Here is a 14,768-nt window from a genome sequence, read left to right on the forward strand (position 1 = left end):
GAGGTCGTCGAGCGCCCACACCTGCGCCCCGCCGATCCACAACCACCGCACGATCGTCGCGCTCGGGACGCCGAGCGCGAGCACTGCCAGACCCGCGAGCGCAGCCTGTGCGGGAAGCGTGTTCTTGCCCAGGCGGATCGGGGTGATCGCGCGCTGCGCGCCCGAACCGACCCTCGCGTAGCGGGCCTTGCCGCGCGCGGCGGCCTCGGCGAGGAGCAGCAGCAGGCACAGCAGCACCAGCACCGCGGCCAGCGTGCTGCCGGCGGCGCCGTCGAAGGTGGACTGGAACTGTTCGAAGATCGCGGTGGTGAAGGTCGCGAACCGCAGCATCGCGAACGCGCCGTACTCGGCGAGCAGGTGCACTGCGATCAGCAGCCCGCCGCCGAGGATCGCCAGCCGCAGCTGCGGCACCACCACGCGGAAGAACACCGCCGCCGAACCCGAGCCCAGCGAGCGGGCGGACTCCTCGATCGCCGGGTCGAGCCGGCGCAGCGTGGCCGCCGCCGGGACGTAGACGAACGGGAAGTAGGACAGCGTGGCGACCAGCACGCCCGCCCCGAGTCCGTGCAGCGACGGGACGACGCTGACCCACGCGTAGCTGTTGACGAACGCCGGCACGGCCAGCGGTGCGACGAACAGTGGGCGCAGCACCGAGCGCCCGATCAGGTCGGTGCGTTCGGTCAGCCAGGCGGCGCCGATGCCGAGTGCCAGGCACACCGGCACCGTGATCAGCACCAGGGCCACGGTGTTCACCAGCAGTTCGGCCACCCGGGCCCGCACGATGAGCTCGACGGCCCGGGTCGGGCCGACCGAGGCCACCGACCACGCGACATAGCCGAGCGGGATGAACGTCGCGGCCAGCAGGGCGGCGACGGTCACGCTGATCACCGGGCCGGGCCGGGTGGCCCGCGGCCGGTGATCGGGTCGGGAGTGCGGCGCCAGAGGCGATTCCGTCGTCGCGACCACTTACAACAGGCCGTCCTTGGTCATCAGGTCGGTGACGGCCTTGGCGTCGAGCGTGGACGGGTCGACCGCGGGGGCCTGCAGGGTGTCCAGCGGGGGCAGCGCGGGGTTGGCCGGCACACCGCTGGCCACGGGGTACTCGAACGAGGTGCCCTTCTCGAGCACCTCCTGCCCGGCCGTGCCGGTGATGAACGTCAGGAACTGCTGAGCCTGGTCCTTCTTGTCGCTGGAGGCCAGCACACCGGCGCCGGACAGGCTCACGAACGCGCCCGGATCCTCGTTCTTGAAGTAGTGCAGCGCGGTGTTGCCGCTGATCTCCTTCGTCTCGGACTGATCGCGGAACCAGTAGTAGTGGTAGATCACGCCGCCGTCGACCTGTCCGTCGTTGACCGCCCGCAGCGTGGCGATGTTGTTCTCGAACGGCAGCGCCTGTGCCTTCATCGCGGTGAGCCACTGCGAGGTGGCCTGCTCACCGGTCAGCTGCAGCATCGCCGCCACGATGGCCTGGAAGTCGGCCTTGCTCGGCGGCGCACCCCACCGGCCCTTCCACTGCGGTGCCTGCAGATCCATGATCGAGCGGGGCAGCTGATCCTGCGGCAGCCGGGACGGGTTGTAGACGAACACCGTCGACCGCGCGGCCACCCCGGTCCACTTGTTCGACGACGGCCGGTACTGCGCCGGAACCTGCTCGACGACCTTGGGGTCGATGTCGGCGAACAGCCCGGCCTGTTCGACCGCGGCCATCGCCGGGGAGTTCTCGGTGAGGAACAGGTCGGCGGGCGACGACTCGCCCTCGGCCACCAGCTGGTTGCCCATCTCGGTGTCCCCGCCCTGGCGGTAGGTCACCTTGATGCCGGTCTCCTCGGTGAACGCCTCGATCCACTCCTTGGTCAGCGACTCGTGCTGGGCGTTGTAGATCAACAGTGAATCGTCCTCACCGCCGCCCGAACACGCGACCGTGCCGGAGAGCACGGTCAGCGTGGCGAGCACGGCGGGGATGGCGTGGCGAAGACGCATCCTGGGTCCCTTCTGGTTCCGGCAGGGGCTGACTGCGGAATCCTCAGAACATACCTTCTGAGGGCTGCCTTCCCTAACCAGACGGCGAGGAAACCCGGTGGTGACGCTGTCTCAGCGGCCGTTGCGGACCATCGCGACGATCGCGTCGGCTTCCTCGCCGGTGAAGTCGCCGGAGAGCTGCAGCGAGGGGGTGTTCAGCGGTGCGGTGATCATCGGCGCGGAGACGACGATGCCGTCCCGCAGGAAGGCGATCTGACGGTTGAGGTTCTCGGCGGTGAACCGGCCGAAGGCGACCGAGGAGCCCGGCTCCATCGCGATCTGCACCAGATGCGTGTCGTCGGTGGGCGACTTCACCGACTGCGCCGCGGTCAGCTGCAGCGTCTCGGTGGGTGGCAGCAAACGGTAGAGCTGCGCGTTGGCCATATCGCACGCCAGGTCCGGCGGCAGCGGCGCGGGCGGCGGGCACTCGCCGGGCATCGCGGGGCGAACCTCGGCCACCGGCCGCACCGACATCGACGCGATGGTGGGCGGGGGAACACTGCGGGGCAGTGCCGCCGGGGGTCGCGCCGCGGGCCGGGTGTCGCCGCTCAGCAGCGGAGCCAGCACCCCGGCGAGCGTCGTGGCCAGCATCGCGACGATGCCCACCGCGGCGAGCACCGCCACGGCCTTCTGCCGACGGGTCCAGTGGCGGTACGACCCCAGCAATGTGCCCCCCGACGGTTACGGCGCCCCGCCCTCCCGGCACGGGCAGGCGAAGCCTAACCGACCGGCCGTGGGCGCACCGCGGGCGCGAGTCAGGCCGGCGGCGCCTGTGGACGCAGCGTGACCTCGGCGATCGCGGTGCGGCTCTCGCCGCCGGTACTGCCGAGCGTGCCCACCCACACCAGCACGTGGGAGACCGGCTCGTGGCTGCGCAGCGCGATCGTGTTGCTGCCCGGCTTCAGCGATGTCGGCGCGCTCAGTTCGGCCGTGTCGGCCAAACCGGCGGGGGTCGGTCCGCCCGCTGACCGCACCTGCACCACCGTGCCCGAGCTGCCGAGGTCGACCGTGACCGCGCCCAGCGCCGTGGGTTGCGCCAACTCGAGCATGAGGCCGAGGCCTTCCTTGAACTTCGGGAACGGCTCGGCGTCGTAGTAGCGGTCGGTCGACCACGCGGTCGCCGGGTCGCCGTCGATCGCGCGGCCGGCCTCTCCGGGGTTGTCGGGGCGGCCGTCGGGGGAGTACACCTCGGCCTTCGCCGGTATGACCGGCGAGTCCGCCGCGGCGGCCTTGACGGTGTCGCTCGGCGCGGCCGGCGCCGCCGGCGTGGTGGGTCGGGGAGCATCGTTGAGGCCCAGCTGCTCCGGGTCCATGGCGGCCGTCTCGCCGGTGTCGGGCAGGAAGCCGTTCACGCTCGAGCCGAGCATCACCACGCCGATCGCCGCGATCGCCGCGGCGGCGCCCATACCGACCCGCAGGATGGCCTGCCGCGCCACCTTCTGCTGCTCGCCGGGGCCGAAGTTGCGGAACCCGGCGTACACCCCGGGCGGCGGCGGGTCGAGCGGTGCCAGGACGCGGATGTCGGCGCCGTCGCCGGCGCCGTCCTGCGACGCCTGCCGCAGCATCGTGACCAGCGTGGCCGCGCTAGTGATACCGGGTTCGGGGCGGACCAGGCCGGCGGCGGTGGTCGAGACCAGGAACGGGGTGCCGGGGCGCAGGTCGGTCAGCGCGGCGGGCTCACCGCCGGTACCGGTCTCCAACGCCGGCCAGTCCGAACCGCCGGTGTCGTCGGGCCAGCGGCCGGCGAGCAGCGCATACAGGCAGCCGCCGATCCCACGCAGATCCCCGCCTCGGGTGGCGTCGGGCAGCGTCGCGGGAAAGGCGAGCACCGCATGACCGGCCGTGCGCAGCCGCACCCGGGCGGGGTGGTCGATGCTCAGGTGCAGTCCGGCGCGGTGCGCGGCCTCGGCCGCGACCGCCAGCGGCTCGAGCGCGCCGGCCACCGCGACCGGCGACGGCAGGGTGTCGGCCAGCTCGCGGAGGGTGCCGCCGGGTACCCATTCCGCGGCCACCAGTCCGAAGGCGCCGGTGTGCGCGACGTCGATAATCGGCGCGACGCCGGGGGTGTCCACCCCGCGCAGGCGCACGGTCAGCGACAGGATCTCGTTGACGAACTCGACCGGTAGTGCGCCGCGCGGGTCGACCAGCGTCAGCGCGACCAGCTCGCGGGTCGCCGCGTCGTAGGCCTGCCAGAACTCGAGCGGCGCCCGGCTGCCGTGACAGGTCAGCAGGCGGTAACGCCCGTGGTGCACGGTCGCACCCGGCCGGTGGGTGAGGTCGTCAGCCGGTGATGGGCCGCGGTGCACCGGCACGGGGACCGGCCGCGTGGGCGGGTCGATCGGTGCGGTGGCCGAAAGGTCGTCATCGGTCGCCATGGTTCGCACCTCGCGTGTCAGCACTGCCGTCGCCTCATTCGGCCGGCGGGTACCCCCGCAGCCCAGTTGTCATCGAAGATGCCCAGCGGCACCGGCAACTAAACGGTCAGACGCCGGTGTGATCTCCGCCGCAGCCGTCCATGGTCCGGGCGGAGGCTCAAAGTGTCTCGATACGAGCAGGTTTGAAGATCAAAAGCGACGGCAACTGCATAGTCATGCGAAACATGATGAGCAAAGCCGCCCCGGCGCTCTTCGCGGGCGCTGCCGCTACTGCGATCGCGTTCGCCCCGGCGGCTTTCGGAAGTACAGGTGCCTTCTCCCTCAACCCGCCGCCGCCGCCGCCGTGCGCGAATGCCGACGGCAGCCCGTGCTTCATCGGCTCGAACGGGGTCGCCGGTCCAGGTGGCGCCGCGGGCGCCGTTCCGGGTGGTCCCGGTGGCGCGGCCGGCCCCGAGGGCGCGACGGGCGTGATCCCGGGTGGCCCGGGTGGCACGGCCGGCCCGGACGGTGCGAGCGGTGCGATTCCCGGCGGCCCGGGCGGTGCGGCCGGTCCTGAAGGCGCGACCGGATCCATCCCCGGCGGCCCGGCGGGTACCGCGGGCCCGGATGGCGTGAGCGGCTCGATCCCGGGTGGCCCCAGCGGGTCGGCCGGCCCGGGTGGCGTGCAGGGCTGCATCCCGGGTGTGGGCTGCATCGGATAACACCAGCGACAACCAGTAGGGGCCGGGTCAGCGAATGACCCGGCCCCTTAGTCGATTTCGGATAGCGCGCGCTCACGCTGGAGGCGCGCGGCGGCCCGCGGCCGCAGACCCACCCGGGTGAGGTCGCCGCCGTAGTGCTCGATCACCCGCCAGTCCATTACCCGGCGCCACAGCGGCGGCACGAGCGCCAGCAGGATCATCGTCGCGTACCCGGCGGGCAGTTGCGGCGCCTCGTCGGCATGGCGCAGCGACTGGTAGCGGCGCAGCGGGTGGGCGTGGTGGTCGGAATGGCGCTGCAGGTGGAACAGGAACACGTTGGCCACCACGGTGTTGCTGTTCCAGCTGTGGCAGGCGCGCACCCGTTCGTAGCGGCCGTTGGCCAGCTTCTGCCGGCGCAGCCCGTAGTGCTCCAGGTAGTTCACGGTTTCCAGCAGGCAGAACCCGATGACGGCCTGACCGGCCAGATAGGGCAGAACCACCGGACCGAACCACACCGCGAGCACGACGTACAGCCCCGCGCTCATCGCCCACGCGCTCAGGACGTCGTTGTCCCGGCTGACCGGGCTGCGGCCCATGCGGCGGAACCGGGCGCGCTCGATCCGCCAGGCCGATCGGACGCTGCCGCACACCGACCGCGGGATGAACGCGTAGAGGCTCTCCCCGAACCGCGACGTGGCGGGGTCCTCCAGCGTGGCCACCTTCGCGTGGTGGCCGCGATTGTGTTCGACGAAGAAGTGGCCGTAACACGTCTGCGCGAGCGCGATCTTGCTGAGCCGCTTCTCGATTCGCTCACGGCGATGGCCGAGCTCGTGCGCGGTGGTGATCGCCACCCCGCCGATGATCCCGACCGTGACCATCAGGCCGATCTTGTCGGACAGCGACATGCTCAGCCAACCGCCGCCCGCCCACAGCCAGCACGCGAACAGCAGCGACAGGTACTGGCTGGGCAGGAACAGATACGTCACCCAGCGGTAGAACGGATCGTGTTCCAGCCAGGCCAGTGCCCCGTCGGGGGCATTGGTGGCGTCCATGCCGATCAGCCGGTCCAGCACCGGGATGATCACGAACGCGATGACGGGCGCCGTCCACCAGAACGCGCCGCTGCCGGACACGGTGACCAGAAACCATGAGATCGACACCATCGTCGGCACGATCGCGGCGAACAGCCACAGATATCGCTTCGGGTCGCGCCAGTGCGGCGCGGTGACGGAATGCCCATCCGCGTCGCTGGGGAAAATCCGATGAGTCGCCGTTCGCGGTCCCATGCACTGATAAGTACATTGCTCGGACGACTTTCGCAAACTACTTTGTCGCGGTAACCTCACTCGCGACGCTGCGCCGCACGCCGGCTCGCCGGGGTGTATCCGGCATGTCGATGGGAAAGGAACGCGGGAATGGGATCGGCACGCTGCCCGGAATGCGGCTATCGCTACCTCGAATCGGCTGGCCATGCGCGTGAGGGATTTCCGCCGGGGACACCGTGGAGCAGCGTCCCGGAGGACTGGAACTGTCCGGACTGCGGTGTCCGGGACAAACCGGACTTCGTCGTCGAGGCGTGAGCGGTGGCGCTCAGGACACCGGCAGTTAATTTTGGAGACTTCGCTTCCTCAGCGACCGAGCCGGACGGGAGTTGGTCATGACGGTGCTGACGCGCAGGCGGTTCCTCGGCGTCGCCGCCGGCGTCGCCGCGGGTGCGGCCGGAGTGGGCGGCCTGGCGTCCGCCGACCGGTGGTGGACCGGATCGGGCCGCGACCACTACCCGGCCATCGTGGTGGGCAGCGGCTACGGCGGCGGGGTCTGTGCGCTGCGGCTCGGGCAGGCCGGGGTGACCACGCTGATCCTGGAGAAGGGCCGGTTGTGGGAGGCGCCCGACGACGACGGCAAGCGGTTCTCCCGCATGCTGCCCGCCGACAGCCGCGCCGGCTGGTTCTCCTCGGTGCCGCCGAGCCTGGTGCCGTCGTTCCGTGGTGTGTCGATGGCCGATGTCGCCCACCGCGTCGCGTCGTCACAGCCCCGGCAGGCCGGGATCTGTGAGAAGGCCGAACACGGCGCCCACCAGGTGTTCCGCGGGATCGGGGTGGGCGGCGGCTCGATGGTCAACGCCGCGATCGCGGCGGTCCCGACGCCCGCCCAGGTCCGGGAGGCGTTCCCCGACATCGACCCCGCGGAGTTCCTCGGCACCTACGTGCGCCGTGCCGAATCCGAGCTGCGGATCACCCACCGCGACATGGCCTGGTTCGAGGAGACGCCGTGGTTCCAGTACGCGCGCGTGGGGCGCAAGTACGCCGAGGCCGCCGGATACCGGGTCGACTACAACGGCAGCGCCTACTCGTTCGACTATCTGCGCAGGGAGGCGGCGGGTGAGGTGCCGCGGTCCGCGCTGGACTTCGAGCAGCAGTTCGGCAACAACTACGGCAGGTTCGGCAGTGTCGACCAGACCTACATCGCGGCGGCGCTGGCCACCGGCCGGGTCCGGCTGCGCACGCTGACCGAGGTGGTGGGCGTCCGCCAGGACGGTGACGGCCGCTACATCGTGTCGATCCGCGAAATCGACCGCTGGGGTACCGAACTCGCGCGCGAGGAGCTGTCCTGCGACCAGCTGCACCTCGGCGCCGGGGTGCTCGGCACCACCGAGATCCTGCTGCGGGCGCGCGAGTCGGGCACGTTGCCGCGACTGAACGACGAGATCGGCCGCGGATACGGCAACAACGGCGACGTCATGGTCGCCCACATGCTCGCCGACGGGGATCCCGCCGGTACCCAGCAGTCGTTGATGGGCATGATCAACCTCGACGGCCGTGATGACCCGGACAACCCCGTGTACGCCAGCATGTTCTCGATCCCGCTGCCCGTCGAGACCTACGCGCTCGGCTACTACGTGATGGTCAAGACCGGCGACCGCGCCGACATCGTCTACGACCGCACCCGCGACGCCGCGGTCATCCGCTGGCCGCGGGAGCACACCGACCACCTGTACGCCCGGGCGCGCACGGTGTTCGACCGCGTGCTGGCCGCCAACGGCGTCGACTACCGCGACGACATCTTCGACGGTCAGGTCTTCGCCCCGCACACCGTGCACCCGCTGGGCGGATGCGTGCGCGCCAAGGCGACCGACGCCTACGGCCGGGTGCTGGGCTACGACAACCTCTACGTCAACGACGCCTCGCTGATCCCGGGCTACCTGGGCTGCAACCCGTTCATGACGATCACCGCGCTGGCCGAGCGCAACATCGAGGGCGTGCTGGCCGGCCGGCGGACCTAACGCACGAGCGCGTCGACGATCAGGTGCGCGGTGCGCTGGGCCCGCGCCCGCGTGTAGCTGCGGCCCTCCCGCTGGATCGCGTACACCACCCCGCCCACCAGCGCGTCGGCCGCCGACTCGGCGGTGGGCGCGTCGACGCCGCCGGCCACCAGCCGGTCGCGCACCGACCGGTGCAGGGGGTCGCCGAAGCCCGCCCGCAGCCGGGCGGCGGTGTCCTGGTGCTCCAGCGAGGCGACGGTGAGGATCCGCAGCATCGCGTGGCCGCGGGGGCTGGTCAGCGTGGCCGCCAACCGGCCGGTCCAGCGCACCAAATCGGCGACCATGTCGTCGCTGTGCCGAACCGGGGCCAAAATTCCGGGAGCGTCTTCGAGCAGGACGTCGGCGACCAGCGCGGGCCGGCTGGGCCACCACCGGTAGATCGTCTGCTTACCGACGCCGGCCCGGGCGGCCACGGCCTCGATGCTCAACCCGTCGAAACCGCGTTCCAGCAGCAGCTCCCGCGTCGCGGTCAGGATCGCGATCCGCGACTTCTCGCTGCGCCGCCGGGGCGTGCCGGTGTCCGGGGGCGGCGTTGCGGGCGTGGGCATCGGACCGTAGTCTGCCACAGACGAGACGAACCGTCTCGTCTCGGCACAGGAGGGTCGTGGGCACACAGCTCGTCATCGGGGCCAGTGGATTCCTCGGCTCCCACGTCACCCGGCAGTTGGTGGCGCGCGGCGATGACGTGCGGCTCCTGATCCGGCGCACCAGCTCCACCCGGGCGCTCGACGACCTTCCCGTCGACCGCCGGTACGGCGACATCTTCGACCGCGACGCGCTCCGTTCCGCGATGGCCGGCTGCGAGGTCGTCTACTACTGCGTGGTGGATGCGCGGGCGTGGCTGCGCGACGCGCGGCCACTGTGGCGCACCAACGTCGAGGGGCTGCGGCACGTGCTGGACGTCGCCGCCGGCGCCGGGTTGCGTCGCTTCGTGTTCACCAGCTCGGTCGCCACCATCGGTATCGCCGAGCGCGGCGTGGCCACCGAAGAGTTGCAGCACAATTGGCTCGACCAGGCCGGGGAGTACGTGCGCAGCCGGGTGGCGGCCGAGAGTCTCGTGCTGCGCCACCACCGTGAGCACGGGCTGCCCGCGGTCGCGATGTGTGTATCCAACACCTACGGCGCCGGCGACTGGCTGCCCACTCCGCACGGCGGACTCGTCGCCGCCGCGGTGCGCGGCCGGCTGCCGTTCTACATCGACGGCGCCGCGGCCGAGGTGGTCGGCGTCCGCGACGCGGCCGACGCGCTGATCCTGGCCGCGGAGCGCGGTACGCCCGGGGAACGCTACATCGTCTCCGAGCGGTACATGTCCGCCCGGCAGGTCTACGAAAACGCCTGTGCCGCAGTCGGCATGCCGCCACCGCGGCGGGGTGTGCCGATCCGGGCGATGGCCGCCGCGGCGGTGGCGGGTGATCTGGTGGCGCGCGTACGCGGCCGCGAGACCCGGCTGACCCCGCAGAGTGTCCGGCTCATGCACATCATGTCCCCGATGGACCACGCCAAGGCCGTGCGTGACCTCGGCTGGGCGCCGGCCCCGGTCACCGACGCCCTGGCCGAGGCCGCGCACTTCTTCGCCTGCGGTCGCCGATCGATGAAGGACCCCCGCTGATGCCGATCGCCCTGACCCCCGAACACGAGGCGCTGGCCGATGCGGTGCGCCAGTTCGCCGCCCGCCACGCACCCGTCGACACCACGCGACCCGCGCTCGACGCGCTGGCCGCCGGACAGATGCCGTCGTGGTGGCAGGATCTCGTGGCCAACGGGTTTCACGCGGTGCACCTGGCCGAGGACGTCGGGGGACAGGGCGGCGACCTGGTGGACACCGGGTGCGTGATCGAGGCGGCCGCGCACGCGCTGCTGCCCGGCCCGCTGCTGTCGACGGCGGCGGCCGGCGCGGTGGCGCTGCTGGCCGACCCTGTGCCGGCCGTCACCATGTTGCTCGGCGAGCCCGCCGCCGGCGCCACCGCCGTCGTCGTACCCGCCGACACCGCGAACGCCCGTGCGGTGGCCGACGGTGACGGCTGGGTGGTCACCGGCGTCTCGGCGCCCGTCCTCGGGTTGCGCTCGGCCACACGAGTGCTCGTCGCCGCCGCCACCGATACCGACGTCCTGTAGTTCGTCGCAGACCCTGACGCCGACGGCGTGACGGTCGAGTCCCAGCACGGCACCGATCTCACCACCGACGTCGGGCTGCTGCGGTTGCACCGGTACCGCGCCGCCGAACGCATCGAGGGCATCGACGACGAGCGGGCCCGCTGCGCGGTGGCCGCGCTGACCGCGTGCGCCATGTCCGGGATCATCCGGTGGTGCGTGGACGCGGTCACCGACCACCTGCGCACCCGCGAACAGTTCGGCAGGCCGATCGGCACGTTTCAGGCGCTCCAGCACCGCGCCGCCGAGCTGCTGATCAGCAGCGAACTGGCCACCGCCGCCGCCTGGGATGCGGTGCGCTCGGCCGGGGAGGCCGCCGACCAGCACGCGATCGCGTCGGCGACCGCGGTGCTGATGGCGGTCGCGCCCGCCCCCGACCTGGTGCTCGACACGCTGACCATGTTCGGCGCCATCGGGTTCACCTGGGAGCACGATCTTCACCTGTACTGGCGCCGCGCCACCGCGCTGGCCGCGTCGCTGGGCCCGGCCGGCCGGTGGGCCCGGCGGCTCGGCGAACTGACCCGCACCACCACCCGCGGCCTGACCGTGCCGCTGGGCGATGCGGAGGCCGACTTCCGCGCGCGGGTCGGTGCGGCGCTCGACCACGCGCAGAGCCTGCGTAACGACGCCCGCGGCCGTCAGGGCGATTACGACGAGTTCGCGATCGGAGCGCAGCGCACCGCGATCGCCGGCGCGGGTCTGATCGCGCCGCACTGGCCGCCACCGTGGGGTCTGGACGCCACCCCGCGCCAGCAGCTGATCATCGACGAGGAGTTCGCCGCCCGGCCCGATCTGGTCCGGCCGTCGCTCGGCATCGCCGAGTGGATCCTGCCGTCGATCCTGAGCGCGGGCCGCCCCGAGGTGCGCGACCGCCTCGTCGAGCCGACGCTGCGCGGGGAGCTGGCGTGGTGCCAGTTGTTCAGCGAACCCGGCGCGGGCTCGGACCTGGCGTCGCTGGCCGCCCGCGCCACCCGGGTGGAGGGCGGGTGGCGGATCACCGGGCACAAGATCTGGACGTCGTCGGCGCACCGCGCCGATTACGGTGCGCTGCTGGCCCGTACGGACCCGGACGCGCCCAGGCACCGCGGCATCGGCTACTTCATCCTCGACATGCGCGCCGACGGCGTCGAGGTGCACCCGATCCGGCAGGCCACCGGCGACGCCGAGTTCAACGAGGTGTTCCTCGCCGACGTCTTCGTGCCCGACGAGATGCTGCTCGGCGAGCCGACGGACGGATGGCGCCTGGCGATCACCACCATGGCCCAGGAGCGCGTCGCCATCGGCAACTACGTGCACAACGACCGGGCCGGCGCGCTGCGGGAGCTGGCCCGCGACGACGGTCCCGACCAGGACGCGGCGCTGCGCGCGCTCGGCGAGATCGACGCCTACAGCGGGGCGATCAAGGCGCTCGGCGTGCGTGAGACGCTGCGGCTGCTCGACGGGCAGGCCGCTGGTCCGGCGTCGAGTATCGCGAAGGTGGCCACCGCGACGATGCTGCGCCGCACCTTCACGGCCGTCCTCGCACTGACCGCACCCGCGGCGATGCTGGCGGACTCCCAACCCCCGGTGGCGCAGCCCTACCTGCACCTGCCCGCCGAACTGGTCGGCGGGGGAACCCGGGAGATCCAGCTCAACATCATCGCGCAGATGGTCCTGGGGCTGCCGCGCGGCTGATCCGCGCCGATTCCTAGGTCGGCACCGGCAGCAGCCGGTGCAGCACGTCGGTGAGCGTGAGGATGCCGGCCGGGCGGTCGGCGTCGGTCACCACGACCAGGTGGGTGCGGGTGTCGCGCATGACCCGAAGCGCTTCGTACACCGGCGTTTCCGCGCCGAAGGTCACGGCGGGCCGCATCAGGTCCCTTGCGGTCGCCGACGCCGGGGCGGTCATCGTGTCGCGGACGTGGACCACGCCGACGATGTCCCGCCCGTCCGACACGAGCAGGCGTAGATGGCCGCTGACGCGGGCGGCGTCCTGGATGCGCTGCGGTCCGGCGCCGTCCGGAACGGTTCCGGTGTGCAGGTTCCGCTGCACCAGGTCGCCGACGGTGATCGCCTCGAGTTCGAGCGCGGACATCAGGTTGGCGCGGTAGCGCTCGTCGAGTGTGCCGGTGGTGGCGGAGTGCTCGACCAGGTGCTTGAGCGCGGCGGGATCCTGACCTTCGGCCAGCTCGTCGACCGGCGTCACGCCCACCCGGCGCAGGCACCAGTTCGCGGCGCGGTTCAGCGCGCGCAGCAGCGGGCGGGTCAGCCAGATGAACCCGCGCATCGGCAGCGCCAGCAGCACGGCCGAACGCTCAGGATGCGCGATCGCCCACGACTTGGGCGCCATCTCGCCGACCACCAGGTGCAGGAACGTCACGATCAGCAGCGCCAGCACGAAGCCGCCCGCGTCGGCGACCCACGACGGCAGCCCGAGGTCGGCCAGCCATGGCGTGATCGCATGGTGCACTGCGGGTTTCGTGACCGCGCCGAGCAGCAGCGTGCACGCGGTGATGCCGAGCTGCGACCCGGCGAGCAGCAGCGAGAGTTCGGTGGTGCTGCGCAGGGCGGCCCTGGCGGCGCGGCTGTCGGCGGCGCGCTCCTCGAGCCGGTGGCGGCGGGCGGCGATCAGCGCGAATTCGGCGGCGACGAAGAACGCGCTCGCCGCGATCAGCGCGGCGGTGACGGCGACGAGGATCAACGGGTCATTCATCGCCGGGCTCCGTGTCGAGCCGGACGGTGACGAACACGTCGGCGGGCACGTGCCGTTCGACTTCGCGGACCTCGGCGACCAGCAATCGCCGTGGCGGAGGTCCCTCGGCCAGCAGGTCGGCGTTGTCGTCGGGCAGCGGAACCTCCACGGTGTCACCGGACGCGGGCAGGCCGCCCGCATAGGCGATCACCAGACCGGCGACGGTCTCGTAGTCGCCGGCGGGGAACTCGAGGTCCAGGCTGCGCTCGGCCTCGTCGATCGGCAGGTCACCGGGCAACAGCCAGCCGTCGCCGTCGCGCAGCGCCGCGGCGGGGTCCTCGGTGTCGTGTTCGTCGGCGATCTCGCCGACCAGTTCCTCGGCGATGTCCTCGACGGTGACGGTGCCGGCGAAGCCGCCGTACTCGTCGATCACGATCGCCATCTCCTCACCGGCGCTGTCCAGTTCGCGGACCACGCCGGGCAGCGGCATGGTCTCCGGCACGATGACGGCGGGCCGCGCCCGGTCGCGCGCGGTGCCGGTGCGGGCGGCGGCGTCGAGCAGGTCGGGCAGGTGGATGATGCCGAGCACCTCGTCTGAGTGGGGGTCGATGACGGGATAGCGCGTGTGCCCCGCGGCCATCGACGCCCACACCCCGGAGACGGGTTCGTCCGCGGACACCACGTCGACGCGGATCCGGGGGATCATCGCGTGTTCGGCGGTGCTGGTGGGGAAGTCGAGGATGCGGTCGAGCAGTGCGGACAGGTCGGGCGGCAGGTCACCGGTCTCGCGGGAGGCGGCGACGATGTGTTCGAGGTCGCGCGGCGTCGCGGCGTGCTCGACGTCGTGCACCGGTTCGATGCGCAGCGCGCGCAACAGGAGGTTCGACGACTGGTCGAACAGCCGGATGAGCCAGCCGAACACCTTGAGGTAGACCACGGTGGACAGGGCCAGCGCGCGGGCCACCGGCTCCGGCCGGGCGATCGCCAGGTTCTTCGGGAACAGCTCACCGAAGAGCATCTGGATCAGCGTGGACGCGGTGAGCGCCACCACCGCCCCGATGCCGACCGCCACCGCAGTCGGTACCGCGGAGCCGAGAAGGGTTTCGAGGCCGCCACCGATCAGCGGTTCGGCGACGTAGCCGACGAGCAGCCCGGTGACGGTGATGCCGAGTTGGGCGCCCGAGAGCATGAACGAGGTGCGCCGGGTGACGGTCAGCGACCGCGCCGCGGCGGCGTCTCCGGCGTCGGCCTGAGCGGCCAGCCGGGACCGGTCCGCGGCCATGTACGCGAACTCCTGGGCGACGAAGTACCCGGTGAGAGCGGTGATCAGAACGACGACCAGGAGGCCGACGAGGATGGCGGCGGAGGCGGTCAGCACGGGACGCACACCACGGGGGTCAGGGGGAGGGGCTTCGGTTCGGCGGCGTATGCGTCGGTGTTCATGTTGGTGAGCACGAGCGTACGGGAACTGTGCCCGCACTCATGCGCGACCATGCATAGATCCTGTTCAGCTCGGTGTGGCGCGCGCTGCACCGCGGCACCATCTACTA

General features: G+C 71.9%; 13 protein-coding genes and 1 pseudogene. 5 read left to right on the top strand and 9 right to left on the bottom strand.

Annotation, left to right across the window (positions count from 1 at the left end):
* From E4P42_RS23400 to E4P42_RS27235, 5 genes are all read right to left on the bottom strand, one after another.
* On the bottom strand, nucleotides 1-942 hold a 942-nt coding region (locus tag E4P42_RS23400), incomplete at its 3' end, for an iron ABC transporter permease (protein ID WP_245234189.1).
* A gap of 24 nt (nucleotides 943-966) precedes the next feature.
* Nucleotides 967-1,980 carry an iron ABC transporter substrate-binding protein gene (locus E4P42_RS23405; RefSeq protein WP_135128556.1) on the bottom strand — a complete coding sequence of 338 codons (1,014 nt, stop codon included), beginning with the start codon at nucleotides 1,978-1,980 and terminating at the stop codon, nucleotides 967-969.
* Between the two features lie 111 nt (nucleotides 1,981-2,091).
* A complete protein-coding gene (locus E4P42_RS23410) occupies nucleotides 2,092-2,643 on the bottom strand; it encodes a hypothetical protein (RefSeq protein ID WP_135128558.1) in 552 nt (183 codons plus the stop codon).
* Nucleotides 2,644-2,774: 131 nt separating this feature from the next.
* Nucleotides 2,775-4,394 carry a protein kinase family protein gene (locus tag E4P42_RS23415; RefSeq protein WP_209305859.1) on the bottom strand — a complete coding sequence of 540 codons (1,620 nt, stop codon included), beginning with the start codon at nucleotides 4,392-4,394 and terminating at the stop codon, nucleotides 2,775-2,777.
* A gap of 157 nt (nucleotides 4,395-4,551) precedes the next feature.
* Nucleotides 4,552-4,770, bottom strand: a complete 219-nt coding sequence (locus E4P42_RS27235; RefSeq protein ID WP_209305860.1) for a hypothetical protein — start codon at nucleotides 4,768-4,770, stop codon at nucleotides 4,552-4,554.
* On the opposite strand from E4P42_RS27235, the gene E4P42_RS27515 reads away from it, so the two are divergent.
* On the top strand, nucleotides 4,670-5,095 hold the full coding sequence (locus E4P42_RS27515; RefSeq protein WP_135128614.1) for a hypothetical protein: 426 nt from the start codon (nucleotides 4,670-4,672) through the stop codon (nucleotides 5,093-5,095). The two genes, E4P42_RS27235 and E4P42_RS27515, sit on opposite strands and share 101 nt — an antisense overlap.
* Nucleotides 5,096-5,142: 47 nt before the next feature.
* Here the strand turns inward: E4P42_RS27515 and E4P42_RS23425 are convergent, their stop codons facing one another.
* On the bottom strand, nucleotides 5,143-6,360 hold the full coding sequence (locus E4P42_RS23425) for an alkane 1-monooxygenase (protein ID WP_135128560.1): 1,218 nt from the start codon (nucleotides 6,358-6,360) through the stop codon (nucleotides 5,143-5,145).
* Between the two features lie 129 nt (nucleotides 6,361-6,489).
* On the opposite strand from E4P42_RS23425, the gene E4P42_RS23430 reads away from it, so the two are divergent.
* Complete coding sequence (locus E4P42_RS23430) at nucleotides 6,490-6,654, top strand: rubredoxin (protein ID WP_135128562.1); 165 nt, start codon at nucleotides 6,490-6,492, stop codon at nucleotides 6,652-6,654.
* A gap of 77 nt (nucleotides 6,655-6,731) precedes the next feature.
* The gene (locus E4P42_RS23435) at nucleotides 6,732-8,357 is read left to right on the top strand and encodes a GMC oxidoreductase (protein ID WP_135128563.1); all 1,626 of its coding nucleotides are present in this window, start codon (nucleotides 6,732-6,734) and stop codon (nucleotides 8,355-8,357) included.
* Here E4P42_RS23435 and E4P42_RS23440 read toward each other — a convergent pair.
* The gene (locus E4P42_RS23440; RefSeq protein WP_135128564.1) at nucleotides 8,354-8,944 is read right to left on the bottom strand and encodes a TetR/AcrR family transcriptional regulator; all 591 of its coding nucleotides are present in this window, start codon (nucleotides 8,942-8,944) and stop codon (nucleotides 8,354-8,356) included. The genes E4P42_RS23435 and E4P42_RS23440 overlap by 4 nt on opposite strands.
* Before the next feature lie 56 nt (nucleotides 8,945-9,000).
* Between E4P42_RS23440 and E4P42_RS23445 the strand changes: the two genes are divergently transcribed.
* Together E4P42_RS23445 and E4P42_RS23450 are read left to right on the top strand one after the other, a co-directional pair.
* Nucleotides 9,001-10,005 carry an NAD-dependent epimerase/dehydratase family protein gene (locus E4P42_RS23445; RefSeq protein ID WP_135128566.1) on the top strand — a complete coding sequence of 335 codons (1,005 nt, stop codon included), beginning with the start codon at nucleotides 9,001-9,003 and terminating at the stop codon, nucleotides 10,003-10,005.
* Nucleotides 10,005-12,221 (top strand): annotated as a pseudogene (locus tag E4P42_RS23450) (acyl-CoA dehydrogenase). Before E4P42_RS23445 ends, E4P42_RS23450 begins: the two are co-directional and overlap by 1 nt.
* A 13-nt stretch (nucleotides 12,222-12,234) precedes the next feature.
* Here the strand turns inward: E4P42_RS23450 and E4P42_RS23455 are convergent.
* Together E4P42_RS23455 and E4P42_RS23460 are read right to left on the bottom strand one after the other, a co-directional pair.
* Nucleotides 12,235-13,239 (bottom strand): CNNM domain-containing protein, encoded by a 1,005-nt coding sequence (locus E4P42_RS23455; RefSeq protein WP_135128568.1) that lies wholly within the window; start codon nucleotides 13,237-13,239, stop codon nucleotides 12,235-12,237.
* Entirely contained in the window at nucleotides 13,232-14,596 is a 1,365-nt protein-coding gene (locus tag E4P42_RS23460) for a hemolysin family protein (RefSeq protein ID WP_135128570.1), read from the bottom strand. The genes E4P42_RS23455 and E4P42_RS23460 overlap by 8 nt, the downstream gene beginning before the upstream one ends.
* Between the last annotated feature and the right edge of the window lie 172 nt (nucleotides 14,597-14,768).

Source organism: Mycobacterium sp. PS03-16 (assembly GCF_004570325.1).
Lineage (GTDB): Bacteria > Actinomycetota > Actinomycetes > Mycobacteriales > Mycobacteriaceae > Mycobacterium.

Bases quoted from the DNA above. Each gene is read 5' to 3' on its own strand.
- E4P42_RS23440 (WP_135128564.1), bottom strand. From the start codon at position 8,944: ATGCCCACGCCCGCAACGCCGCCCCCGGACACCGGCACGCCCCGGCGG.
- E4P42_RS23435 (WP_135128563.1), top strand. From the start codon at position 6,732: ATGACGGTGCTGACGCGCAGGCGGTTCCTCGGCGTCGCCGCCGGCGTC.
- E4P42_RS23415 (WP_209305859.1), bottom strand. From the start codon at position 4,394: ATGGCGACCGATGACGACCTTTCGGCCACCGCACCGATCGACCCGCCC.
- E4P42_RS23455 (WP_135128568.1), bottom strand. From the start codon at position 13,239: ATGAATGACCCGTTGATCCTCGTCGCCGTCACCGCCGCGCTGATCGCG.
- E4P42_RS23405 (WP_135128556.1), bottom strand. From the start codon at position 1,980: ATGCGTCTTCGCCACGCCATCCCCGCCGTGCTCGCCACGCTGACCGTG.
- E4P42_RS27235 (WP_209305860.1), bottom strand. From the start codon at position 4,770: ATGAAGCACGGGCTGCCGTCGGCATTCGCGCACGGCGGCGGCGGCGGC.
- E4P42_RS23425 (WP_135128560.1), bottom strand. From the start codon at position 6,360: ATGGGACCGCGAACGGCGACTCATCGGATTTTCCCCAGCGACGCGGAT.
- E4P42_RS23430 (WP_135128562.1), top strand. From the start codon at position 6,490: ATGGGATCGGCACGCTGCCCGGAATGCGGCTATCGCTACCTCGAATCG.